Genomic DNA, 25,390 nt, shown 5'->3' on the forward strand with positions numbered 1-25,390 from the left:
CATCGGTGTCAGCGCACGGACCTGCACGGACCTGAAGGAATCCCCTACTCAGCGCTCCGTCACCGAATCTCCCAGACTGCGGTTCAGGTGGCGACGCGCCCTATGGTCAAAATTCGTATCACGCGAGTTTGCCCCATGCTGCCATTCCTTCAGCGTCCCGATGCGGCATCATGGCGACAGGACATGCAGAACCCGAGTTCGCATCGGCCGGTTGGATCGCCATGACCCAGAAACAGTCTGATCCCGCCCTGCAAATCGTCGAGGCCCGGCGTCGTGAGATGGCCATCGAGCACCTGCTGTTCGGGACCATCCGCTTCGTGTCGCAGCACCACCCTGAGCTCCTCGATGAACTCGACGCCAGCCTCGACCATCTTTGGGATAAGGGGCCGGATGATGAGCGCGACGACGAGGCCGTGCGGGAGGTCGCGCGCCGCTTCATCGGGAGCCTTCGGGTCGAGCGGTGACTCAGCCGGCAAAGCCCATCATGGGCGGCCTTCCCGACTTGCCGCCCGAGGCTTTCGCCAAGCAGGATCGCGCGCCGGACACGCTGTTCTACGCGCACCCGCGCTTCGTCACCCATATCGACGACGCGGCCATCGAGGCCGTGACCGACCTGTACCGCAAACTGCTGCCGCCCGGTGGCCGCATCCTCGACCTGATGTCGAGTTGGATCAGTCACCTGCCTGCGGAGGTCGCTTACGGGGCTGTGATTGGCCATGGCCTCAACGCCCGGGAGCTTGCCGCGAACCCGCGCCTGACGCGGCACTTCGTGCAGGATCTCAACGCCGACCCCCTCCTGCCCCTCGAAGATACCAGCATCGATGCCGCCTTGATCTGCGTCGGGGTGCAGTACCTACAGGATCCCGTGGCCGTCCTGCGTGAGGTCGCGCGGGTGCTGGTGCCGGGCGCGCCCGTGGTCATCACCTTCTCGAACCGCTGCTTTCCAACCAAGGCGGTGGCCATCTGGCAAGCAGTCGGCGGCGACGATCATGCTCGGCTCATCGCGCTCTACCTGCGGCATGCCGGGTTCTCGGTCGTCGAGGCCAGGGTGCTCCTACCGGACGGTGGACCCACTGACCCGCTGCGGGCGATGATCGGACGAACCCCGACGCCGATAGTGGACGCACAGTAGCGCAGGCGGGCGGGCTGCGGAGGCCATAGCGGCAGCTGTCTCAGGCCCCCTCAGCTACAGGGCAAGGCCAAGCTGACGTGGCTCTTCCCCTGCTCCATGTTGGAGGCCGGAAACAGAGACCCCTATCAGGCGCACGCTTCGGCGCAGGGGAAATACGTCGCGCATGAGGCCGAGGCTGATCTGTGCGAGCGATTCGCGGCTCTCCACCGGTCGGGTGAGAGAACGCGCCCGGGTGATCTGCTCGAAGTCCGAGAATTTCACCTTCAGGGTGACGGTGCGGCCCGTGATGCCCTTGCTCGTGCAGACCGCCCAGACTTTGTCGAGGATCGGCTGCAACCGCTCGCTGAGAACGGCGAACTCGGTCGTGTCCTCCGAGAAGGTGTTCTCCGCCCCCACCGACTTGCGGATGCGATGTGCCCGTACCGGACGCGCGTCGATGCCCCGCGCGACGCCGTAGTAGTAGCTGCTCGAACTGCCGAAGATGGCCTGCAACTCTGCGAGCGAGCGTGCCTTGAGGTCGCCACCGGTGAGGATGCCGAGGCGCTTCATCCTGGCCTCCGTCACCGGCCCGACGCCGTGGAAGCGTCCGATGGGCAGGGCTTCGACGAAGGCCGGTCCCATGGCCGGGGTGATGACGAACAGGGCGTCGGGCTTTTTGTAGTCGGAGGCGACCTTCGACAGGAACTTGTTGTAGGAGACGCCCGCCGAGGCCACGAGGCCGGTGCGAGCCAGGATCTCCGCCCGAATGGCGCGGGCGACCTCCGTGGCGGTAGCCAAACCCCGGAGGTTCTCGGTGACGTCGAGGTAGGCCTCATCCAAGGATACCGGCTCGATGATCGGGGTATGCTCGGCGAACACCGCCTGAATCTCGGCGGAGATCGCCTTGTAGACCTCGAAGCGCGGCTTCGCGAAAATGAGGTCAGGGCAGAGCCGACGGGCCGTGACCGCGGGCATCGCCGAGCGCACGCCGAACACCCGCGCCTCGTAGCTCGCCGCCGCGACGACGCCGCGTTCCCGTGATCCGCCGACCGCCAGGGGGCGCCCGCGCAGGGCCGGGTCATCGCGCTGCTCGACGGAGGCGTAGAACGCATCCATGTCGATGTGGATGATTTTCCGAGCAACAGCGGCGGGTTTGGTCGTGACTGCTGACTCGCTCGGCATTCCAGCCCCTGAACCACCATGCGACGGGCTGCGCACCGACACGCCGCCTTGCCCTTTTCCACCAGCTGTCCTCATATAGAACATAACGCGAACTGAGACGTTTCCGGAAGCTGCCGCGAAGGGGATTTGCACATCATGGCTCGCTACCGCTTTCACGCCACCAATGGATACGCCTTCGTCCTCGACGCCGTCGGTCGGGATGTGCGTCGCCCCGAACGCCTGACGCGTCGGGCCGTCGAGGTCGCTGAAAGCGTGATGGACGAACTCGACGATCAGGAGGACTGGTCGGAGTGGAGCGTCACCGTGCACGATCTCAAGGGTCGTCGGGTGCTGGTGCAGCCCTTCGTAACGCGGGCCGGTGGCGCCTTTCACGCGGCCTGAGACCGGCGCGCGTTGGCCATGCCCGCCCCGAACACTGGCCGCACGCTGTTCTTCTTCGAAAAGCTCTCGGCGATGCGTCAGCTCCAGCGGTTCTTCCGCTCACCAGCGCGGTCGAGGAGACGCGCCCGGCCCGCTTCTCGCACGGCTCCAGCGGCACGGCCGGTAGGGCACGCAGGACGGCGCGATCGGCGAGCAATCGCGTCCCGATGGTCTCTGCATGCCGTCCGGCCCGGTCCTCTTGCCGCGCTCGGTAGCGTCGCTCCAGATCGGCGTTCAGCGCCTCGAAGGAGGCCGCCTCCGGGGCCGGGGTCATGAAGTTGGACCGGGCGTATTTGACCAGCCCCTCGACCTTGCCCATGTCGTTGCCCCTGCCCGCACGCTCGAACCGATCCCGGAACAGGTAATGGCTCACCAACTCGGTGAAGCCACGCGTTCGCTGACGTTGCCCGTCGCCGCAGATCTTGGCCACCGCGATCCTGGTGTTGTCGTACAGGATCAACAGCGGCACGCCCGCGAAGAAGGCGAAGGCGGCGACGTGCCCGTCGAGGAAGGCCTCGGTGGTCTCCCGCGGATACGCCTTCACGAAGCAGGCGTCGGAGTGCGGCAGGTCCATGCAGAAGAAGTGGATCTTCCGGCGCACGCCGCCGATCGTGGCCACCGCCTCGCCGAAGTCGACCTGGGCGTGACCGGGCGGGTGGGCCAGCGGCACGAAGGTCTCCTGCCCCTGCGCCCGGCAGATTCGCACGTCATCCTTCACCACCGTGTAGCCGCCAGCATAGCCGTGCTCGTCGCGCAGGGGCTCGAGGATCCGCTTGGCCGTATGCCGTTGCTTGACCATTGCGATCCGGTCCGCATCCAGGATCGCCGCGATCACCGGCAGCAGCGGCCCGAGCTTCGGCTTCTCGACCGGCTTCGAGCGTGTGTAGCCCGGCGGTAGCGAGAACCGACACATCTTGGTGATCGTCTCTCGGCTCAACCCGAACACCCGAGCCGCCTCACGCCGAGAGTTGCCGTCGATGAACACGAACTCCCGAACGGCCGCGTAGACTTCCGCGACGAACATCCTCGGCCCCTCTCGAAAGAGAAGCCTCTCCACTGGCCGGCTTTTATACCGCCCGCATCAGCACTGCACCGACGCTCCAGTGGATGGTTTTGTCACCGCCCTGCACAGTCGAGATCGTTGAACACAAGGAGGGACAGAAGGGCTTCGTGGTGCAGCCTAGGCAGTGGGTCAGCGAGCGGAGCTTCGGCTGGATCGCCCGCTGCCGCACGCTGGCCCGCGATCACGAAGCCAATTCGTCCTCTGCGCTCGCCTTCTTCGTCCTCGCTGCAGCCATGATCCTCGTCGGACGGATGGCCCGGGCCTTATGACACAGCGTCTTGAAGGTAGTTGTCATAAGATTTAAATCATAGAAAGATGTGATAGTATTCCCGCTACATCGGTGATTCCGGTGAGCTTTATGGCTTGGTCGACGGCGCTATCGAAAATGGAATCTCCCGTACTTTCTAGAACCACATAGCTATCGCCTCCGAACGAGACGACGGCTGCTTTATTAGTTCCGGCCTGGGCCGATGCTGCATCGAGCGCTTGTTTCAGGGTCTGTTGGAAGCCTAAGGTTACCTGAGGCCTCCCAGTTCCCATGCCGTTGATGACGAGCGTATCGCCACCGCCGATTGCGAAATCGTCGATCGAGATCGTCTGGCCAGTTCCCTTCGTGATGATGAACGCGTCCGCGCCGTCGTCCCCCACAAGCGTCAGTCGCTGCGCGCCGTCGGCTTGGGCGTCGACGCTGATCGAATCGTCGCCGCCGCCGCCATACACGCGCACGCGGGTGGCCGCATCCGTTCCCGTAGCCCCGACATGGATCGCATCGGCCCCACCATTGGCCATGACGAGAATCATGCCGGTGTTGGTGCCCGTGAGGGTGATGGTGTCCGCGCCGTCCGCCCGGTCAGCCTGACCGATCCCGCCATAGATCGTCAGGGATCCGCCATTGCCGCTGGCTTGGATTTCGTCCCCGTCCTCGCCACCGAAGATCGTGAGACTGGATTCCCCCGAAGTCCCGGCATGGGTCAGGGTGATGCTGTCGCTGCCCCGTCCCCCGTAGATCGTCGCGGTGGTGGCATCCTGGAGGCCCCGGGCGGAAATGGTGTCGTTGCCGGCATTGCCGAAGATCGTGACCGTGCCGCCGCTCCCGTCGACGATGATCGTGTCGTCGCCATCCAGGAGGTCGGCGGCCCCTTGCCCACCGAAGATGATCGTCGATGCATTGGGCCCCGTATTGATCACCGTGATCGAGTCGATCCCGCCATTGGCGGCGCTTGAGGGACCATTCTCCCCGCCGTAGACGGCAAAATGCGCGTCGCGGTTGCCGGCGTTCCCCAAGGAGATGCTGTCGCCGTCCTTGCCCCCGAAGACGGACGCGTAGGTCGCGGCGTCGAAGGCGCGTGCACCCTGGACGATGGTGTCGGCGCCCGCATTGCCCCAGATCCCCCAGCTGCCGGTCCCGGAGAAACCGATGCTGTCGGCCCCGTCCCCCGGATCGGCTGCGCCCTGCCCGCCGTAGACCAGCGTCAACCCGGTGTTGGCAACCTGGATGGTGTCGCTTCCCGCGCCTCCGTAAACCGTCAGGATCGCGCCGGTATTTGGACCGGTCAGGGTGATGACGTCGTTGCCGGCGCCGCCGGACGCGGTGGCGACCGCCCCCGCGGCGAACACGTCGTTGCCCTGACCGATGATGTCGTCACCGGCGCCGCCATGAACCTCCCAGGGTACACCGCCGCCGGGCCCCGGGTTTGCCGCGACGGTGGCGCCGTAGGACCCCGGATCCCGGTTGTCGGGCGCCGACACGACATCCTGGTGAATCGCAGCCGCGTCCGGGGCGTTCGAGTAGGCCCTGATGTAGTCGATCTCCATGGTGATCGGGACATTGGCGAGATCGGCGTTGTTGGTGCCCGATCCCTGGGTCGTAAGGTTGGCAAGCATGTACATCGAGCCATGCATGTCCGACGGCGTCGGCTTCGAACCCATGAACTGCCCATCGAAGTAGAAGCTGATGGTGTCCTTCTGCCAGTTCATGCCGTAGGTGTGAAAACCGCTGGTCTGCGAGGGATTGTTGCTGAAAACCTGCAGATCAGAATTGGGGTTCTGGTTCGGCCCCGGATCCGTGGTGTGGATCCACCGGTATGACCCCTGGTTGTAATCACCATAATGCTCGATTACGTCGAGTTCCTGCCAGCCCGGCAGGTGGCCCGGGTTGGGGGCGGGCTTGGTCGGCAGGAGCCAGAAGGCGTCCCAGGCGCCCACTTTATCGGCGAGGTTCGCCCGCATCTCGAAATAACCGTAGGTCTGGGAGAACCCACCCTGTGTGGTGATGAGGCCAGATTCCCAACTGCCTTTGAAGCCGTAGGGCGTCTGATCGGGGATCGCCGTGATCGCGAGTGTTCCGCCCTTGACCACGAACGGATCGTACCCGGACGCGGGATCGACGAAGGAGGAATGCCCGAACCCGATATCCGAGTTGGCATCAAACCGCCATTCGGAGCGAATATCCGCCCACGTCGTGCCGGTCCCGTTCTGCGAAATGCTGCGCGTATTGAATTCGTCGGAGAATGTCAGCTTGTAGCCGGTGAGATCAAGCACGTCCGAGTCCTCCGTACACGGGGGAACCGTTGCTCGAATTCCTTGATTATCTGTGAAGCCAACGCATCGACTTCAGGAATACGGCCGATGTTTCGATCGGATGTTCGTTTCGCCATTGATTGGTCGCAGGCGCGCGGGGGACGTCAGCGCGCCCCGGCTGCAAGCCTGAAGGGCCATGGGAACGAAGGAGGCGGACGACCGAATCACCCCCCCATCGCGTCCGCCGCGGCCGCCAGCCCCCAGCGAACGAGGGTTTCCGCATCCACGGCCGATGTCGCCTCGGCGTAGCAGCGCAGTTCGGGGGCGTTGCCGGATGCGCGGAAGTGGATCGTGCGGCCGTCCGCGAGCGCGATCCGGACCCCATCCTGCGTATCGACGGCGTGCGGCGTGCCGATGGGCTCCAGGAACTTCGTTCGGAAAGACACCGTGCCAAGCCGCTCCAGCAGGGCGGTGCTGCGTTCGGCGGGACTATCGGGCAAGCCGCCCGCTTGCGGTTTCGCCCATGTTGAGGCTCGCGCCGAGGGCAGCCAGGGACATCCCGGCCCCGCGGGTGGCCGCGAGCGTCGCAAGGATGGGCAGCATCGCATCGCGGGTCGGCAGGGCCGACAGGGTGTCGCCAGCCAGGCAAAGGTCGGAGCCGAGGAGAAATCCGCCATTGGCCTCGAAGCCGACGACGGCTTTGAATCCGTCGCGCTTCGCCTGTCCCATGCCGGCGACCACGAAGGGCGATCCGACCCTGGTGCGGATGACCCGCTGGAATCCACCGGCCCGCTCGATGGCGGAGCCTGCGGTCACAGGTACGACCACGGTTTCGGCGCCGAGATACCGGGCCGTGATGAGCCCGAGCACATCCCCGCGCAGGATTCGACCGGTGGCGTCCGCGACGAGCGGACGGTCGGCGTCGCCGTCCGTCGTCACGAGGGCGTCGAAATCCCCGGAGGCCATGGTGTCGCGGATGAAGGCGATGTCCTCGTCCCGGTGGGCTTCCGTGTCGATGGGCACGAAGGGCTCGGAACGGCCGGTGGGCACGGCGTCTGCGCCGAGACACCCGTGAAGGTCGACGAGGAGGTCCCGCGCGACGGAACTCTGCTGATAGCCGGCGATCCGCAGACCGCTGAGGAGATCGGGCAGAAAGGCGTCGAGATAGCGGCGGCGAAACCGTATGGCGGCGTCGGGATCGGCCATGGCGGGCCTGTCCGGCGCCACGACGCCCACCTCAGTCAGCGCCCCGAAGGCGGAGAGGATCGCCGCCTCGTCGGCCTTCGTGATCTCGCCGTCGGGACGATAGAACTTCAGGCCGTTGCGGTCCTGCGGGATGTGGCTGCCCGTCACCATGACGGCACAGGCCCCGCGCCGCATCGCTTCGAGGGCGAGGGCCGGTGTCGGGAGGGAGCACGCAATCGATGGCCCGGAACCCCGCCGCCGCCGCCGCGCTGGCCACGGTCGCGGCGAACCCCGCGCTGCTGTCGCGCAAATCCCGCCCAATGACGATCGCCCCGTCGCCGCCGGTCGCGGCGGCGACGGACCGAAGGAAAACGGTGGTTTAGGCGTAGCTCGGCCCCCCGACAAGATCGCTGACGAGTCCGCGCAGGCCGCTCGTGTCGAACTTCAAATGTTCTATTCCGTCTCCTTAAACCGCGTTCACCTAACCACGCGGTGTGCGCAGGAAGATTGTCGCGGATTGGCCAGCTCGGTTCAGATCAGTTTCCCGAAGAGCCGATTTTGGCCTATGCCGGGCGGCCTTAATCGGGTCCAAGATCTGCAATCCCCAGCGATCCGTAATCCCACCGGCCTCATAAACGAGCCGGGTATGCGGTCTCAGTCCGACACGGCCGAAGCCCAACCAGCCCGAGCACGGTGATAGCCGACATACCGGGTGCTTCTAGGATTCCCGGGTAGTCAAGCGTCGAAGCGTATAGGCCATCGCCAAAAGTTGGCGGTGTTCGAGGGCCAGCAGTACTGCAAGATACACGCCTGCGCCGGCCGTAAGCGACAGGATAGTCCGCATGAGGGAGACAGATTGCCCGTCGATCGTCCCGAGATAGACCAGGGCGGCGAGGACGCTGGCAAGTGTCGGAACGGCAAGGCATTTCAACAGGGTCGTCGGACTTGATCCCGTGGTGAGGCCCAGTGCGACGAACATCGCGATGGCGTAGGCAACGTTCGCGGCCCCTACACCGAAGGCCACGGCGTCCACCCCGATCCACGGACCGGCGAGCACCGCAAGCAAGCGTCCGGCGCTTAGCCCGCTCAAGGTCCAGAACATCGCTCCCCCACGGCCGTTGGCTAGGAGAATAGCACCGCACTGCCCTGCCACAGCGTTGAGCGCGTAGAACGGAAGCAGGATCTGGATCAGACCCGTGGCAGCGATCCATTTTGGCCCGAACGCGAGGGCGAATACCTGGGGCGCGGACGCGGTCAGCAGAGCCGCGGCCGGGAAAAGCACCAGGGCAAGGAGATGGGTCAGCCGCGCGTGAACCGGTTCGACCTCGCGGGGATCCTCGCGCAGGGCATGTGCGTAGAGCGCCCCCCAGAGCGGATTGCCCGCTGCCTCGCACAGGAAGCGCGGGATTTGGTTGGCGAGAGTGTAGGCGCCAAGGGCCGCCGGGCCGAAGGTCTGGCCGTAGAGCAGGTTCTCGATGGCGCGTCCGACAAACTCCGCTAGGCGGCTGCCGATGACCGATCCGCCCGTCGTCACATGGGGCCAGATCGCCGAGAACGCGAAGGCAAAGGTCGGTCGCTCGAAGGCGGCGACGTTGAAAATCACCGCCCGGACAATGAACCCGACAACATACTGGGCGGCGAGACTCCATGCGCCCGCGCCCTTCACAGCTAGAATGACCGCTACCCCGGCGCCCACGGTCGTAGAGATGAGATCCCCTGCCGAGTGGAGGACGAGGTTGCCTCGCCGCACGAGCCGCGCCGCCGGCAGGGCGGAGACCGCCATGAGCAGGAAGCTCACCGACAACAGTGCGACGATGCCCGGCAGGCGTGGTTGGTCCGAGACCGCCCCGAGTACGAAGCCGAGTCCGGTGACTATGGCGGCGATGATGCTGCAGGTCCCGAGCAACAACCAGAAGGCAGTGGACCAGACGAGCGTGGAGGCTTCGCGCTCGCGGGCAAGGGACAGTCCGATTCCGCCATCCGCCAGCACCGTGAAGAACGCCACCGTGGGCAGGGCAAGCGCGTAGAGGCCGTACTCCTCCGGTCCAAGCAGGCGTGCCATAATGGGAAGCAGTGCTAGCTGGATCCCAATCTTCGCTAGGCTGGCAAACCCGCCCGCCGCGGCGTTGAGGACGAACAGTCTTCGTCCGTCGGTTGGAAGCCGGATCCTCACCGAGCGAGCTCTGGGCCCGATGACGGTCCGGGCGGAAGCCGCTTGTCCCGCCACACCCGGACATAGTCGACTTTCATGACCGCCGGCGAGGCGAGGTCCTTTATCGGCCAGCCCCCGCCGAGTGCGAGGTTCAGGAGCACGTACATCGGCTGGTGATATTCCGGCTGGGTCGGCGTATCCCAGATCTCCTCGCGATTGAGGTAAAACCGCGTCCGGTCGGGTGCGATAAGGACACCGAATGTATTGAACTTTGATGTGAAGAATCCCGGTTCTATATCAGTGATGTGCTGAAGATTGAGCCGATCTTTTCCATTATCCCAAATATGCTGGACGGTGTGAAATCCTTTCGGGAAGGCACCGTAATACTCAAAAACATCAATCTCGACCGAATACTTATCCTTGTTTTTGCCAATCAGCCAGAAGGCCGGCCACACGCCCGGCCCGTCTGGAAGCTGCGTCCTGATCTCAAAGTATCCGTATTGCTGCGAGAAGCCCGATTGTTTTGGACCGTCCTTGTCAACCGAGGAGAGCAGTCCCGACGACCAGCGGCCGTCTGCTCCCTTTTGAGCGGTAATGGTCAACCCGTTCGGGCCGGCTGCGAACGGACCAAGGGGCCCCGGATCGGCAAAACGCGCATCCCCGAAGTCTCCGTTCCAGGGCGTATGCGCGGTCCAGCGTGTACCGGGACCGTGGGCCGACACATCGAGATACTTAAAATCGTCCTCAAAGGTTACGACGAAGTCGGTCAGGTCGAGGGGCGCCGCACCAACGCCCGCAGCGGCAAGCATCCAGAATAGCACGGCTGTGGAAACCCGGGGGATGGTGCAAGCCAGGACTTGGGAAGCGCTCATGCGTGTACCTTTCCTCGAAGTCACTCAGCGGACATCCGCGGCGGCCTGGGCGTTGCCGGTAACCGCGGGCGGAGCGCGCCGTGGCACCGTGATACGCACCACGTCGCCGGGCTCGACCGTGTCGCTCTCGGACACGATGCGGGTCTCGGTCGCCTCGCCGACGCGCCGCGTCAACGCATAGACCGGCTGCTCGGCGCCACCGAGATCGGCGACGGACATCGGCGAGCGTACCTCGGCCTGGTAGATGAGACTGGCCGCTGTCTCCGTCCGCTCAGCCACCGAGGCAAGCTTCGCACGTACCTCGCCGGCCTCAGTCAAGGCCTCGTTGCGACGCTTTGCCTGTAGATCCAGGCTTTCGCGCTCGATCCGGGACAGGTCCTGCTGGGCCCGGAGGCGTCCGACCTGGATATCGATCCGGTTGCCTTCGTAGGCCGCCACGCTCTGCTCGATGGCGAACTGACGGGGGGCTACGGCAAGACCCTTGGTAACGAGGCCGCTGACCTGCGTGAGCTCCTTGCGGATCAAGTCGATTTGCCGCGACAGCGCCTCATCCTTGCTGTCGAGAGACGCCAGTTCCTGGGTCAACAACATTCGGGCCTTGCCGAGTGCGCCGACCTGAGCTTTCAGGGCATTGCGGCGCGCCTCGAATAGCAGCGTTTCTTCCCGGATGGCGCGCGACGCGTCGAGGCCTGTCCCTGACGTCCGCGTCTCGGCCGGGTAGGTGACGGTTTCCGCCTCGGAGATCTCGGCCGTAAGGCGCGCTTGCCGGATCAGTAATCCCTGCCTGTCCGCTGCAAGCATGCGCAGATCGCCGCGCTGGGAGAGGGCCTCGCGCTCGAAGCCGAGCAAGGCGCCGTCTCGGGGACGCATGAGACCACCTGCGATGGCGGCGGACTGGAGTACGGTGAGGCCCGGGCGGTACTCATATTCCCCCGGCTTATCGACAGCACCCGTGATGTAGAACGGCCGGTACTTCACAACTTGAACAGCGGCCGAGGGAAGTTGGGCAAGGCCCACCTTCGTTTGGACGCGGGCAGCGAGTGCGCGGGCAAGATCGGCCGTTGTCCCGCCCCCAGCCTGCATCTCGCCCAGAAGCGGTAATGAGACGTTGCCGGCCGCATCGACTACGAACTCGCCGTCGAACGCACCCCATTGGTGGGCCTCGCCCGTCCCGGTTCGCAGGTCGTGAACCCGGACCTCCAGTTTGTCCTGGGGGCCAAGTCGATAGTCGCCGGCTAAAGCGCGCACGGTGAAGGCCGGGGTTGCGAGCAGTAGGACAGACAAAAGAGCCGAGAGGCCGTGACGCGGCATGGTGGTATCCTTATGGTCGATCCGGGCGCGGTCGCGAACGGACGGGATGGGCCGGGTCATGCATCCAAGAGCGTGCCTAGACAGGGGCGCTCGCCTCCAAGGCGTCGATGCGTGTCCGGACTCCGGCGGCTCCCCAGATCCGTGATTCGCGGTATCGCTTGACATGTTGCTGCACCACGTAACGGCCGTACCGATGTAAGGGCAGCGAGCGTAACGTTGGAGCGAGGTCGGGGTGGCTCGCAGCGAGTGCCGCGTAGGGTTTATGCCAAGCCCGCCCCCAGGGGAGGAAGGCTCCCTGCCAGGGACGCGGATTCGACATGAAATGATAGAGGCGCGGGTGGATCGTCTCCTGCGCATTGAAATTCATGAAGAATGGCGGGAAGTTCCAGCGGAAGGAAACAAGATCGCAGCGTTCGCCCACGACGAGGTTGAGGGCATCCTGATCGCGGAACTCATAATCTGCTCCGTTGCGGCGGCACAGGTCGAGGCAGTCGCGGCTCACCGCGTCCCAGTCGGACAGTTGGAAGCGCATCACTCCGGAGTTGAAGTAACGCTCATGTGCACCATCATGGAGGCCGATACCGCGAAAATAGGCGCGCCGGGCCGGCCAGGGACCGTCGGCGTTCGCGATCATCACCGCCATCGGGTCTGGGACCGCTAAGACCCGGCCTTCTACTGTGGGATGGGTGAGAAGCGGCTCAAGGGATCCTGCAACCTGCGTATCGCCGTCAACGTACAGAACGTCCCGGTACTCTCTCCCAAGGAGCCGGGGTAAGAAGAACCGAGCGCAAATCATCGGGTTGCCGTCGAGGGCAGTGACTGGGACGAGCCGAAAATCGACGCCCTTCGCGACGCAGAGTCCCATTGCGGCCCGCGTGATATCGCTGGGCGATCCGAAGCAGAAGACCACCACGTCGGCAATTTTGGCCGGTAGTGCACTGCGAAGCTGGAACGCACTCAGCAGCGTCGGCAGCAGATAGCCCTCGTCGATGGTATAGCAGCATGCTCGGTTAGGCGCAGCATCGGTCGCAACGCCATCATAGACGTACGGCAACTCAGAATCAGGTGCGAAGCTGAGCGTCATACGGTTAAGATTTTCCGGTTCGGATCAAAATGTCCCAGGAAGGACACGGTCGAAGCACTGCGCTTCGTCGCTGTACGACCTGCTGAAGACGTTGTACACAAAACATGAGGTATCGATTTATTAATTGTAAAATTAATTGTTGAGATATCGTATGCTCTTCACAATTATCGCCCTGACGACTAGAGATGTGGTCGGTTTTGCCCCGGCCGTTCGCCTTAAATCCACATCAGTGATGTGTCCAAATCGGCCGTCACGTTGTAACTTTTGCCGAGGAGCTCGACGATCCGCGATCTTATCTCGACCCTGATGGTGCTCGACCAAGCAGAGGACGCCTCGCTGTTCCCACAGGTGGGTCTGGATTCGTCGACTGAGACCTTCCAGAGCGTCTACTGGCGTTGCATCGTGTGCTTTTTCGCGACGTCTACGCGCCAGAACCCGACGGCCCGACACGTTCTCTTCACAACTGCCGTGCGGTTGCCCGAACTGGACGGACTCGATCTCGCCGATTTTTTTGCGGAAGTCGGCGTCGAGGTGGTCGTCCTACCCATCACCCATCGGCTTGGATCCGATAGGGTCAAGGCTTGGAATAATGTCTTCTACATCCTCGATATAATCGCTTACCTTCATCGAATAGACAAATTCGACCGGGTGGTCGTGATGGATTCGGACTGCCTTTGGGTCAGACCGGCCGATGGCTTGATGTCGGATATTGGGCGCCAGGGTGTCTTGTCTATGTCGATCCCCTATGCTTACGACGAGAAGCTGAACGGAGCGTCTCGGCGCGATATGGTCCGCGCGGGCCGGCTCCTTGCCGGCCAAGACTTCCAGTTCGTGCCTAATTTTTCCGGCGGGGAGCTGTTCGCCGCGACGCGCGCCGGTATCTTCGACGTTCACAGGGTTTGCGCGGGAATGTGGCAGAGGTTGATCTCCGTACCGCCGGGCGAAGTCGCTGTCTATACGGAGGAACATTTGCTCAGCCTTGCCTACGCAATCCTGAATGTACCGACCGGGACCGGCGATCCGCACATCCGTCGAATGTGGACGGCGCTGAGACTTAACAACGTCACGGCGGAGGACGTCGACAGTGGTCGGTGCGCGTGGCATCTGCCGATGGAGAAGAAGACCGGCTTCGTGGACCTGTACGCCCTGATCCGCGACCGCACCTCGTGGTTCTGGTCACTACCGCCCGAGGATCTGCGATTGCGTCTTGCCGGCGTGATGGGAATCCCCCGGCGTTCGCCGCGCCAATGGATGAAGCAAGTCGGGAGCCGCCTAAAGTTCATCGTCTCCAAAAGGCTGTCGTTCCGCCATGATCAGACGCTCAGCGGCAAGTTACCGTCGCACAAAAACGGGAACAATACGGAGGAAGCAATTCCCGAGACCGGCGTGATTGCGGGGTCCGAGGCCGCTCCGCCCATCGGAGACCGGTGAGATGCCGACGCTGGACCTCGACAAGGGTGGATATGCCCCCGGGCTTGAGGTCTGTGACATATGCCTCGTGGGCTCCGGCCCGGCGGGCAGCGTCCTAGCGCGCGAACTTTCGGGGACGGCCCTACGAATCACGCTGCTTGAGAGCGGCGGCACTGCCCGTAGCGACGCGGCGGACGCCCTTAATGAGGTCGAGAACGTCGGCTACCCGCGCATCGCTGACCAGTGGTTCGTTCGCAACCGCATCCTCGGTGGAAGCTCCCATACCTGGGGCGGGCGCTGCGCACCCTTTGACGATGAGGATTTGGAAGCGCGTTCCTGGGTGCCGCGGTCGGGCTGGCCGTTGCGGATCGACGACATCGCGCCCTTCCTCGACCGCAGTGCCACCCATCTCGGCCTCGCCGCGGGACGCTGGTCCAGCGACGCGCGTTTCTGGGCCACCACGAAGCGCGAGGCTCCAGGACCGTTGCCGGACGCCCGCCTGCTGCGGCCGTTCCTCTGGCAGTACAGTCGCGACGCCGGCGAGGCCTATCGGTACGAGTATGCCCGCTTCGGCCGACACCTGACGGAACTTGTCGGCGAGAACGTCACGGTGGTATCCGCAGCGACAGTACTTCGGATTGATCCAGTGCCGTCCGGCGACGCGGTGCGGTGCGTCGTGTTTGCCGGGCCGGACGGGCGTCGGCGAGTCCTTGCCGCCCCGACCGTGGTTCTATGTTCCGGTGGGATTGAGAACGCCCGGCTCCTGCTGTCGTCCGACACGGTGACGCCGGGTGGCCTCGGCAACGACCGCGACCTCGTCGGCCGTTACTTCATGGACCACTTGCGCGGCTCCGTCGGCGCATTCGCCGTGGCCGATGCGGCGCTGCTGCAGCGACGTCTTGGACGTTACAATGTGCACGGCCACCTGTTCCGGGCTGGCTTGCGCCTCAGCCCGGAGATCCAGCGGAACGAAGCCCTTCTCAACGCGGCGGTCTGGCTCGGCGAAGAGGTGGCACCCGACGATCCCTGGAACGCCCTGCGGCGGCTTCGCAAGGGTGAACCGGGGCGGATGGCCGACATCGGTACGGTGTTATCAAACACTCGCTTGGTTGCCCGCGGCATCGAAATTTATCTCGTCGCGCGCAATGGCGTGCCGCGTAAGTATGCGGGGCTGACACTCGACGGCATGTGCGAGCAGCTGCCCGACCGCGACAGCCGCGTGACCCTGTCGGATCGGCGTGACCGCTTCGACATGCTGCTGCCGCGAATCGATTGGCGGATCCATGCCGACGAGGCGCGCACGCTGCGTAGGGTGGCGCAGCTCGTCATGGAAGAATCCGCCCGTATGGAACTGCCAGCCCCGGTTCTTGCCGATTGGGTTCGCGATGGGGGTGACATCCCGACGTCTTTTACTGATGTGGCCCATCCGACTGGGACGACTCGCATGGCCTCGTCCCCAGCGCACGGCGTGGTCGACGCCGCATGCCAAGTTCATGGTGTCTCCGGACTGTACGTGACGGGAAGCTCGGTCTTCCCAACCGCCGGCCACTGCAACCCGACACAGATGATCGTCGCTTTGGCCATCCGGCTCGCCGATCACCTTAAGGAGAAAGCCGCGCTGCGCGACCGAGCGGTTGTGCTCTCGCAAAGAGCCGCCACCCGCACCATTGCCGCGGAGGCCCGGACGCGCGTGCTGGTGACTGGTGCAACCGGGCGTATCGGGCGCGTGGTCGTCGCCGATCTGCTCGAACGCGGCTACCTCGTCCGGGCCACGACCTCAAAGTCGCTCTCCGTGACAGCGAGGGTCGCCGACACAGTAGAGTGGCACCACTTCGACCTCCAGGAAGCCGGTGACTACGATGGGCTCGTGGCAGGATGCGGGGCCGTTCTGCATATCGCCGCAGAGATGGCCGAACCTGCGCGCATGGATCGAGCGAACGTCGAAGCGACTGGGTTACTCGCCGCGGCAGCCGAGCGCGCTGGCGTGAGAGTATTCTGTTATACGAGCTCGATTGCGGTCTATGGCAGCGGACGTAGCCGCACGGCCGCGGAGGATGCACCTGTCCTCACCGTCGATCGGGATATTCCCTCAGAGTACTGGGCCGTCGATCAGACGCGCGCCTATGGCCGGACGAAGTTGGGCGGCGAACATGCCTTGCACCGGTCGGCCCGGTCAGTCCGCTACGTCGTAGTACGTCCGGCGGTCGTGGTCAGTGTGGCGCAGATCATCGAGATCCGGGACTGGAGCCCGATTAAACGCGCGCTGACCGCGCACCGGCACGCGCATCAGGTGTATGTCGGTGACGTATCCGATGCGATCCTATGGTTGATGGAGCGTGCCCTCGCGGGTGCAGGGGCCCCGGGCGGCGTCGAAACCTTCAACATCTCCGAAGATGAGTTCGAGGAGCCAACCCACGCCGATTTCCTGCGCAAGGCCTTGGCGGCGAGCGGGGACCGGCGCTTCAGGGTCCTCCCCGTGCCGTGGATTGCCGACTGGCTTCGCGACTTCCTGCGATTCCGGCGCTCGCCCCTGCGCCATCCCGGCTGGCGGATGCGTTTTCCCAATGATCGCCTCCGCGCGGCAGGGTACCGTTTCCGATTCGGTATGGCCAAGGCGCAAAACCTCGCCGTCGCCGCCCTTCGCGACGAGTCAGCTTCGCCCCGCCCGATTGGGGAGTAGGCATCCGCGTTACCTCCCTACGAGGTCGACCGCTGGAGGAATGAGGAGACCGTCCTGACTGATGTCATCGAGCTGCGCCCGGATCGCATTCGCGACATCCGTTCGCCCGGGTAAGCGCAAGATATTGGGTCGTGTCCCTGGGCGTGGTGTAGCTCGATGAGGGCCACCGCGATCACCGGCTTGGGCCGGGACGATCAGGCTGCCAGGGTGGGCAGGCTGACGAGGGGATCATCGCCGATCGGGGCGATGCTTTCCAGGGTCATGTAGCGCGACCGCTGGACGGCCCATTCGTCGTTTTGTTCGAGCAGGATCGCGCCGACGAGGCGGGTGATGGCAGCCTCGTTGGGGAAGATGCCGACCACCTCGGTTCGGCGCTTAATCTCGCCGTTCAGGCGCTCCAACGGATTGGTCGAGTGCAGCTTGACCCGGTGGGCGGCTGGGAAGCCCATATAGGCCAGCACGTCGGGCTCGGCAGCGTCCATCAGGGCGGCGAGCTTGGGTACCTTGGGGCGGAGCTGGTCGGCCACCCGCCGCCATTGCTGACGGGCGGCCTCGGCATCATCCTGGGCGAAGGCGGTGGCGATAAAGGCCGACACGACGCGCCGCCCGCTGCGGCCGGCATGGGCGAGCACGTTCCTCATGAACCGCACCCGGCAACGCTGCCAGGTGGCGTTCATCACCTTGACCACCGAGGCCTTGATGCCCTCGTGCGCATCCGAGATCACCAGCTTGACCCCTCGCAAACCGCGCCGGGCGAGCTTGCGCAGGAAGGCGGTCCAGAACGTCTCGGCCTCGGAGGGCCCGACGTCCATGCCCAACACCTCGCGCCGGCCGTCGTTGTTCACGCCCACCGCCACGATGACGGCGACCGAGACGATGCGGCCCTCGCTCCTAACCTTCACGTAGGTCGCGTCGATCCAGAGATACGGCCACTCGCCTTCGATGGGTCGGTCGAGGAACGCGCCGACCCGTTCGTCGATCTCCTGGCACAGGCGCGAGACCTGGCTCTTCGACACGCCCGTGCCGCCCATGGCCTGGACCAGATCATCCACGGAGCGGGTCGAGATGCCCTGGATGTAGGCCTCCTGGATCACCGCCGTCAGCGCTTTCTCGGCCATCCGGCGCGGCTCCAGGAAGCCGGGGAAGTACGAGCCTTTGCGCAGCTTCGGGATGCGCAGTTCGACCGTGCCGGCCCGCGTCTGCCAGTCCCGGTCACGGTAGCCGTTGCGCTGGACCAGTCGCTCGGCGCTCTTCTCGCCGTGGGCCGCGCCGGTCAGGCCGCCCACCTCTAGCTCCATCAATCGCTCGGCTGCAAAACCGATCATCTCGCGCAGCAGATCGGCGTCGGCACTCTTCTCCATCAGCCCGCGCAGGGCCATGATCTCGTTGGTCATCGGGGGGCTCTCGGGTTCGGGGTTGGTCGTCGCAACCCGACCCTACCCGGCAACCGCCGATGACCACCCCTCAGCTACACCACCGCCTGGGACACGACCAGATGTTGATGTGGCTGCCGGCTATGGTCACCTGGCGAATCCGTGGACACAGGTCCGCCCACCCCTTCGATACCACGGGCGCAAGCTGATGGGACACGATGTGGAGCACCTTGACGCCAGTCGTGCGGGGCGCCCAGGTGCGCCGGGCATAGACGCGAAGATCGTAAAGAATTCGACGAGTCAGCTTCTTTCGTATTTTATTAGGCAGCAAAAGAGCCAAGAAAATTAGGAATGTGCGGATCGGGCGAAGGGCGTAGATGATCGTTGGAGCCGATGCATGCGTAACTTGATGCGCGGGAAGGTTTCCAAGGAGACGAAATGAAGTGTTCGGTAGAGCTGGATCGATGAGGATCAGTTGTACAACGTCCCCGCCCTGAGCGAAAAGGCATTGGGCAACTTCGTAGGCCAGATTACCGCCGTAACTGTAACCGATCAGGACGAGGGACAACGTCGGTGAGGGGACCGTCATCCGGGATGCAATCCCGACGGCAGTGGTCCGTAGGTCCATGAGAAGATCGGATGCGGCGAGGGGGCCGGGATAGCGTATCGTTTCGAAATCGCGATTCGGAATGGCCGCAGCCATTGTTTCCATGAACAGCCGATCCTCGCCGGCGATTCCTGGAAACACGACCACACGAACCTGCCGCATGATTGGACTTTCTCGTTTCGACTGGCCGTGAACGCGCCTTTTGCCGATGACATGTCGGCGAGAAGACCGTCTCCGCCGGGTGGACGGCGTCGGCAAGAATTTTCGTAACTCGTGCGCCCCGAGGCTTGGCCGTAGCATGGCCGAGGCGAAACAGCTTTACCGTTCAGGTCGCATGCCGTCAGAACCGGGAAGAACTCTTGCAAACGGCGAGCGGACGCAGTCTCGGCGGTGGTTCCACGACGTAGCATCATTCATCGCAAACGCGGCTGCGTACGTGGCTCCCGCCTGGCTTTGTTCAGGATCACCCCGACGATACGACCGTGCGAAGCCTGGAGAAGCCGTACCGCCTCGACGGCCTCCTCGATCGTGGTGCGGCCCGCCTCGACGACGAGGACAATACCGTCAAGGTGCGGACAGAGTACCCGTGATTCCGATCCTGCCGCCAGGGGCGGAAGATCGAGTACGACATCGCGCGTTGCGCAGAGCCCCCCCAAGATCGTCCGCATCTGTTCGGAGCCGAGACTGAGGTTGGGGTCAACCTCACCCCTTGCGCTCACCGCTGGAATGAAGCCCAGAACTGCCGAGAGGGGCATCGAGATGCCCTCCGGTGCTGCAGCACCGTCGAGAAGCACCTCGCTTAAACCCGATGGCGCGTCGGGGGCAAGGGCCGCCGAAAGGGTTGGATTGTGCAAGTCCGCATCGATGAGTTCGACGGTGTCGTTCGGCACGGACAGAAGGAAAGCGAGATTAGCCGCTACGGTGCTGCGGCCCTCACAATAAGTCCAAGATGCGATTCCGATTGATCGCGGGCGATGAGGCTGGGCCAGGAGGATGCCCGCACGGACATTCCGCATGCCAAAGGCGAACGATGAGTTGGGCTGATCCATCGCCATTCGGGCGAGGGGAAGAATTCCGTTTCGCTTAGCCTCACGGCCCCTATTTATTTTGGGGAGGACGCCGAGGCAATCCAGGCCGAGTGACTCTTGGACTTGGCGCCGAGTATTGAGTGTGCGGTCGAGGGCGTGGCGCACGGCAACCGCAAGGAGGCCTGTGACCAGACCGAAGGTCAGCGCAAAAGCGAGGATCAACCCGTTCTTCGGGTAGGACTTGTTGAGCGGAGGCAGGGCTGCGCCTATGATGCGGGCATCGGCATCCGAGAACAGCATGTCGGGGATGCGCCCCTCTCGGACTCCCTCAGAGGCGGCACGCTGTTCGGCCTCAATATTGATGATCCGCCCGCGTAGATACTCCGTGCCCTGTAGGGCCGCAGCGGCCTTCACGTCGATCTGGGCTTTGATGTACTGCACTGCCGTCGCATTGGCGATGCGTGCGGCCTGCTCCGCGCTTCCAGCCTGATATGAGACTTCAAGGACATAGGACTGGCCGAGCCGTCGTACGCCAACGCGATCGGTGAAGGCCTGGAAGGCGCGCGCCCGCGCATCGGTGGGGTTCTCGGGCGCGGAGTCCACAAACCCCAGCGCCGCAGCGACCCGCTCGCGCAGGCCCGGGCCGTGGGCGACGAACTCCGGAGCCTCTTGGAGGTTAAGGACGTCGAACACGCTCGCCAGGATGCGTTCGGAGCGGATGACTTGAATCTGGCTCTCGGCCTGCGCGACATCGAGTGCCTGAGCTGCGGTGGTCTGTGATGCGGGCGGTGGAGACCCCAAGGCCTGTCGCGGCTCCAGGATCACCATCGTGGCGGCGGTGAAGGTGATCGGCGCAACACTCAGGTACCAGGAAGCGAGAGCCAGGCAGAGGGCGAGCCAAATACCCAGGGGCAGGCGTCTGCGCATGACGGTCTCTGCAACCTCCCTGAGGTCGAAGGACGGGGCATGGCGATAATTCGGTGTGGCCGCCGTATGCACCAGCCCGGCTGGGGACGCGACGGGCTGCGGCCAGGTTCGGGACGGTTCGATCGTCACAGGGTAGCCGCCTTTTCTGGTGTGACCCGGCCGCGGGCGAGGTCGAGAAAACCCAAGATGTTGCCGCGGAGCCGGCCAGCCCGGTCGATGAAGGGTTCCGGCCGGAGGGTCCTAACGAGGTTACTCGCGACGTTGCCGAAGATGTGCCGAACCACGAGTGCCGTGCGCATCGTCCCCTTGCGGTTAAGGTAGACCGGATTGACCACCTGCGAGTAGCCGAGTTGGACGCCGGACGAGCGCCCACCTTTAACGCCCATGTGAACGCCGAGGGCTGTCCCCACCTTCACGCAACGTCCGCCGCGGCTTGTCAGTGCGGCACCAAAATCGCGATCCTCGAGCCAACCGTAGAGCACCAGCCGCTCATCGAAAGTCGCCTGCCCGATCATTGTACGGCGAAACGCCATGTTGCATCCATAGGGGCTGAAGGGCTCGGCGACCCAATTCGTATGGCTTTCGGGGGGGGCTTCGATGCGAGTGAAGGCTTCTTCAACCGAAAGCCCCGGCCCCTTAATACCATCGGCCAGTAGGTTGCCCGTTACCGCGCCCACCTCAGGTCGTGCCGCGAACACCCCCAGCACCGTCTCGATCCAGAGGGGATGAGGCACGAAATCGTCGTCGAAAAACACGATGACATCAGTGTTAGCGGGTATCGCGGCAAGGGCGAGATTGCGTTGCCGACATGATCCCTTCGGACCGATAACGACTTGCACCTCAGCCTGATCCACGAGGGCGCCTGCATCGCTCTCCCGGACGCAGGAGACGATCACAGAGGCGGGCCTGATGGTCTGCTGCCTTACCATCTCGTAGGTTTGAGACAATGTCTCGGGACGTCCATAGGTCGCGTAAATCAAGCAGACTTCCATACGCCTCCCCTCGTCCGCGGATTGATGCAAATCGCGCCCGATGGAGTTGGTGAGGTTGACCGGAGATTTCGTCGCGCTGGTGCCGGCAATGAATGCGCCCGCATTCGCAGAGTTCAACATGTCAGCTTCTCCGATCCCCATCGACCGGGGAGGCCCGATATTCCGACATGGATTTTGGTTGAGACTGTCGACGCCCGGATTGAAGGCATTCTGCGTAGACTGCCAGGGTTTCGCGGGCGACGCGGGCGATACAAAGGTGCTCGATGTTGTGCTGGCTGTTGCGCTTCCACAAGACAAGCTTCTCCGGGTTGGTCACCAGCGCCAGGATCGCGTCGCCGAGTTGCGTCGGATCACCTGGTGGCACCAGAATCCCGGCACGGCCATTCTCAAGGAGCTCTGGAATACCGTCGACCGCCGTCGCGACGACGGCGCAGCCTGCCGCACGGGCCTCTGAGATAACGAGGGGCGCTGGGTCGGCGAGGGAGGGAAGGATGAAGATGTCGGCGGCGGCGAGGAACGGTCGCGGATCGGACTGACCGCCAGAGAACGTCACGGCCGACGCCCCGGCCATGCGGGCAACCCGCTCTTTGTAAGCGTCCGCGTGCGGTCCCTCCCCTACGATGGTGAGGCAGGTATCGGGACGGGTCGCATGGACGCGCTCGAACGCGTCAAGGAGATCCGCCACCCCTTTTCGCGGATGGAGGCCTCCGATGAAGAGGAGGTTCGGCGCTCTCGCACCCGGCACCGCTGCCGGCCCGTCGACACCCCCGTCCATCTCGGCATCGATCAACGACGCTCTAAACGGGGGGGGCGGTGGAGGTACCTGCGAATCCAATCGGGCCGAACCGATGGTCCCATTGAGGACGACGCGCAGTCGCCGGGCGGGAATTCCACGGTCCGCCATCGAACGGCCGACCGCCGCGCTCACGGCAATCACCCGCCGCCCTACTCCCATTGCCACGGCGCTCCGCTCGAAGGCGTTGTGAACCGTGGTAATGAGTGGCGTGCCGTGGAGGATGCATCCGGGCCATGCCAGCAACGCGCTCGTCATCATATGCGCGTGAACGATGTCGACGGTGCAGGCTTGCCGAGAGAGGGCCAGGAGCGCGCGGGCTATGACCAGGGGACGCCGAAACTGATCAATGCGAATGACATCGACCCCATTTTCGCGGAGCAGATCATCGAAGCTGCCGCCACCGCTGCAGACTAGGACAGTATGGCCGAGCCGGGCTTGAGCGCAGGCGAGATCGACGGCGGCATGGACATGGCCGTTCAATCGATAGGTGTGATTCAGGACGTGGAGGATGCGCATCCGATTGGGATCCGCGCGTTCGCCCGCCATCAGGACAGCCTTCCGCAGAGGTCGAGGTAGCCGCGTGCCGTCGTGTTCCATGAGTACCGGGCGGCCTGGATCCGACCCCGCCCACGCAAGTCGTCGCGCAGGGCCGTTGAGCCAGCCAAGGCGGCGAGGTGCGCGGTCCAAGTCTCGGGGTCGTTCGGGGATGCCATCAAGGCCGCGCCTCCGCATATCTCGGGGAGGCTGCTCCGATCCGACGAGACCACCGGGCAGCCGGACGCCATCGCCTCCAGGACGGGAAGGCCGAACCCCTCGGTGAACGATGGAAAGGCGAGGCAGATCGCCCGCGAGAACAGGAGCGCGAGATCATCGTCGGAGACTCGGCCCAGCATGCGGATGTTCGCCGCCCGGACGGTCTCGATCCCAGTGAAAATACCGCCGTCGCCGCCTGCGACCAAGAGGTCGACGCCGAGGGCGTCCAGTGTATCGGCGAGCCCCAGGATCAGGCCGATATTCTTATGACGGGCGCGGCTGCCGAGGAGCAAGACAAACGGGCGGTCTTGCGGTTTTTCGGAAAACACCCGCGCAGCGGCCGCGTTCCAGCGCAGGGCATGCTCGTGCCCGTTCGGCAGGATTTCCACATCGCGCAGGGCGATGGGCAGGTGTTCGGCCAGTTGCCGGGCCGCGTCGTGGGACACCGTGGCGATCCGGGCCGCGCGACGGACAATCATCGGTTGCAGGGTCCGATACAGCGCCCGAAAGCGCCATCCGTAGCTGTCCGGCATTCGGAACACGTTAGCATCGTGGATGCAAACGACCTGCGAGGCTCTCATAACGGGGGCCGTGTTGCACAGGTTGAGCAGGGGGCCGCGCCAGTTTATCGGCAGGACCGCTTGCTCCCACAGGTGGCCACCGGGCGACCGAGTGATGCTCACATCAATGGCATCCAGGCGCGGAATCGCCGATGGTTTGGGCGGTGCGACCAGCGTGGACCGCTGCCGTGTTGCAGCGAGGCTCCGGTCCAGGGCGCCCAGCACCTCCCGGGCGTAGCGTTGTACGCCAGTGAGCGGTTGCGTGAGAAAACGTCCATTAATGGCGTACGCGGAGGGATCCGTCGTCATCGCCACCAACCCTGGGCGGGGATCCGCCGAACTGCGATCAATAGCTGCCTCTGGCCGCCAGCACCGCCGGGAACGTCTGGATGAGGATAGTGAGATCTCGGCGAAAACTCCGCGTCGCCACGTATTCGCAGTCAAGGGCGACCCTCTGAGCATACGAGGTGTCGTTTCGACCGCTGATCTGCCACGCCCCGGTCATACCCGGGCGAACCTGCTCGTAGTATCCCATCGAACTGCCGTAATGACGGACCTCGGCGGAAACGATTGGTCGCGGGCCGACGAGACTCATCTCACCGCGGAGCACGTTGATGAGCTGCGGGAGTTCATCGAGGCTGCTTTTGCGCAGGACGTGCCCGAACGCCGTAACTCGCGGATCGAGCTTCAGTTTGCGGGTCGCTTCCCACTCCGCCCGGGCTTCGGCGTTTAAGGCAAGGTGCTCCTTCAGTTTGGCGTCGGCGTCGACAACCATGGTGCGGAATTTGAGACATGGGAACATCCGCCCCCGGTGTCCGACGCGGGGATGCTGGATGAAGAACGGTCGTCCCTGAAACAGCAGCGCTACGAGGATGATCAAGAAGAGGGGCAGGAACGCGATAATGATGCCCGTCGCAAGGGTAACATCGAAGCCACGCTTCAGCCGATCCTGCGTTTCCCGTCCGTTTGCCGATGCATCATGTGCGATTGGCCGATACGCCCCTGCAACGACCGATTGCGGGTTCGAATTGCTCATCATGGCGGCATTTCCCTTCCTGGGACAGGCTGACCGCGCGCTCTTCGCAGTGCGGTATTCATTCGTTAACGAAACCCTAACGCGAAAAAAAGATGTCCGGCCCGATTAATCTCCAAATTAATTTAAACCATTGCGCATTCCCGTGCGTTCCTAGTTTGATTGACAAGCTCAAAATGCCGTTGTGCGAGGGCATATCGACGTTCGGTTGATGAGACATCAAACAAATCATCCGGTCTTTTGATGTTTTTCGGATAGCGATTTGTGGCTTTGGGTCACGTAAAAGTGAAGCGCACGCTATGTTTCGTTCATTTCTTCGAGAGACGAGCTG

At 63.9% G+C, this 25,390-nt stretch carries 18 protein-coding genes and 3 pseudogenes; 6 read left to right on the top strand and 15 right to left on the bottom strand.

The annotated features are described in order from the left end of the window. Positions 1-221: 221 nt before the first annotated feature. Positions 222-464 carry a hypothetical protein gene (locus tag MKK49_RS16285; protein ID WP_244030259.1) on the top strand — a complete coding sequence of 81 codons (243 nt, stop codon included), beginning with the start codon at positions 222-224 and terminating at the stop codon, positions 462-464. A gap of 20 nt (positions 465-484) precedes the next feature. Beyond that, positions 485-1,132, top strand: a complete 648-nt coding sequence (locus MKK49_RS16290) for a class I SAM-dependent methyltransferase (RefSeq protein ID WP_244030262.1) — start codon at positions 485-487, stop codon at positions 1,130-1,132. A 54-nt stretch (positions 1,133-1,186) separates the two neighbouring features. On the opposite strand, the gene dinB is transcribed toward MKK49_RS16290, so the two are convergent. Then, entirely contained in the window at positions 1,187-2,293 is a 1,107-nt protein-coding gene (gene dinB, locus MKK49_RS16295; RefSeq protein ID WP_244030264.1) for a DNA polymerase IV, read from the bottom strand. 135 nt (positions 2,294-2,428) lie between these two features. Between dinB and MKK49_RS16300 the strand changes: the two genes are divergently transcribed. Then, on the top strand, positions 2,429-2,674 hold the full coding sequence (locus MKK49_RS16300) for a DUF1005 domain-containing protein (protein WP_244030265.1): 246 nt from the start codon (positions 2,429-2,431) through the stop codon (positions 2,672-2,674). A 91-nt stretch (positions 2,675-2,765) separates the two neighbouring features. Here the strand turns inward: MKK49_RS16300 and istA are convergent. Continuing rightward, a pseudogene (gene istA / locus MKK49_RS16305) lies at positions 2,766-3,737 on the bottom strand (IS21 family transposase); the annotation flags it as partial. A 104-nt stretch (positions 3,738-3,841) separates the two neighbouring features. Between istA and MKK49_RS16310 the strand changes: the two are divergent. Continuing rightward, positions 3,842-4,045 (top strand): annotated as a pseudogene (locus MKK49_RS16310) (IS5/IS1182 family transposase); the annotation flags it as partial. 31 nt (positions 4,046-4,076) lie between these two features. Here MKK49_RS16310 and MKK49_RS16315 read toward each other — a convergent pair. The 6 genes and pseudogenes from MKK49_RS16315 to MKK49_RS16340 all read right to left on the bottom strand — a co-directional run bounded on the left by MKK49_RS16315 (position 4,077) and on the right by MKK49_RS16340 (position 12,900). Then, positions 4,077-6,317: a family 16 glycosylhydrolase gene (locus MKK49_RS16315; protein ID WP_244030267.1), complete on the bottom strand. Its 2,241-nt coding sequence runs from the start codon at positions 6,315-6,317 to the stop codon at positions 4,077-4,079. Positions 6,318-6,520: 203 nt separating this feature from the next. Next, positions 6,521-7,938: pseudogene (locus MKK49_RS24825) on the bottom strand (phosphomannomutase). A 261-nt stretch (positions 7,939-8,199) separates the two neighbouring features. Further along, a complete protein-coding gene (locus tag MKK49_RS16325) occupies positions 8,200-9,654 on the bottom strand; it encodes an oligosaccharide flippase family protein (RefSeq protein WP_244030269.1) in 1,455 nt (484 codons plus the stop codon). Further along, positions 9,651-10,505 carry a glycoside hydrolase family 16 protein gene (locus MKK49_RS16330; protein WP_244030273.1) on the bottom strand — a complete coding sequence of 285 codons (855 nt, stop codon included), beginning with the start codon at positions 10,503-10,505 and terminating at the stop codon, positions 9,651-9,653. The genes MKK49_RS16325 and MKK49_RS16330 overlap by 4 nt, the downstream gene beginning before the upstream one ends. Before the next feature lie 24 nt (positions 10,506-10,529). After that, positions 10,530-11,876, bottom strand: a complete 1,347-nt coding sequence (locus MKK49_RS16335) for a polysaccharide biosynthesis/export family protein (protein WP_244030275.1) — start codon at positions 11,874-11,876, stop codon at positions 10,530-10,532. A gap of 16 nt (positions 11,877-11,892) precedes the next feature. Then, entirely contained in the window at positions 11,893-12,900 is a 1,008-nt protein-coding gene (locus MKK49_RS16340) for a glycosyltransferase family 8 protein (RefSeq protein WP_244030277.1), read from the bottom strand. Between the two features lie 306 nt (positions 12,901-13,206). Here MKK49_RS16340 and MKK49_RS16345 point away from each other — a divergent pair, with 306 nt between their 5' ends. Both MKK49_RS16345 and MKK49_RS16350 read left to right on the top strand, forming a co-directional pair. Further along, entirely contained in the window at positions 13,207-14,331 is a 1,125-nt protein-coding gene (locus MKK49_RS16345; protein ID WP_244030279.1) for a hypothetical protein, read from the top strand. A 1-nt stretch (position 14,332) separates the two neighbouring features. Then, a complete protein-coding gene (locus MKK49_RS16350) occupies positions 14,333-16,990 on the top strand; it encodes a GMC family oxidoreductase (RefSeq protein ID WP_244030281.1) in 2,658 nt (885 codons plus the stop codon). A gap of 194 nt (positions 16,991-17,184) precedes the next feature. Here the strand turns inward: MKK49_RS16350 and MKK49_RS16355 are convergent, their stop codons facing one another. From MKK49_RS16355 to MKK49_RS16385, 7 genes are all read right to left on the bottom strand, one after another. After that, on the bottom strand, positions 17,185-18,384 hold the full coding sequence (locus tag MKK49_RS16355) for an IS256 family transposase (protein WP_244030283.1): 1,200 nt from the start codon (positions 18,382-18,384) through the stop codon (positions 17,185-17,187). Between the two features lie 70 nt (positions 18,385-18,454). Then, on the bottom strand, positions 18,455-19,132 hold the full coding sequence (locus MKK49_RS16360) for a thioesterase domain-containing protein (RefSeq protein WP_244030285.1): 678 nt from the start codon (positions 19,130-19,132) through the stop codon (positions 18,455-18,457). Positions 19,133-19,383: 251 nt separating this feature from the next. Then, positions 19,384-21,054, bottom strand: a complete 1,671-nt coding sequence (locus tag MKK49_RS16365) for a tyrosine-protein kinase domain-containing protein (RefSeq protein ID WP_313899179.1) — start codon at positions 21,052-21,054, stop codon at positions 19,384-19,386. Next, on the bottom strand, positions 21,051-22,037 hold the full coding sequence (locus MKK49_RS16370) for a glycosyltransferase family 2 protein (protein WP_244030288.1): 987 nt from the start codon (positions 22,035-22,037) through the stop codon (positions 21,051-21,053). Before MKK49_RS16370 ends, MKK49_RS16365 begins: the two co-directional genes overlap by 4 nt. A gap of 1 nt (position 22,038) precedes the next feature. Further along, a complete protein-coding gene (locus tag MKK49_RS16375; protein WP_313899180.1) occupies positions 22,039-23,259 on the bottom strand; it encodes a glycosyltransferase family 4 protein in 1,221 nt (406 codons plus the stop codon). After that, positions 23,259-24,335, bottom strand: coding sequence for a glycosyltransferase family 4 protein (locus MKK49_RS16380; RefSeq protein WP_244030290.1), 1,077 nt, complete (start codon positions 24,333-24,335; stop codon positions 23,259-23,261). Before MKK49_RS16380 ends, MKK49_RS16375 begins: the two co-directional genes overlap by 1 nt. A 37-nt stretch (positions 24,336-24,372) precedes the next feature. Beyond that, positions 24,373-25,065, bottom strand: coding sequence for a sugar transferase (locus MKK49_RS16385; RefSeq protein ID WP_244030292.1), 693 nt, complete (start codon positions 25,063-25,065; stop codon positions 24,373-24,375). Between the last annotated feature and the right edge of the window lie 325 nt (positions 25,066-25,390).

It is taken from the genome of Methylobacterium sp. J-090 (assembly GCF_022829345.1).
Lineage (GTDB): Bacteria > Pseudomonadota > Alphaproteobacteria > Rhizobiales > Beijerinckiaceae > Methylobacterium.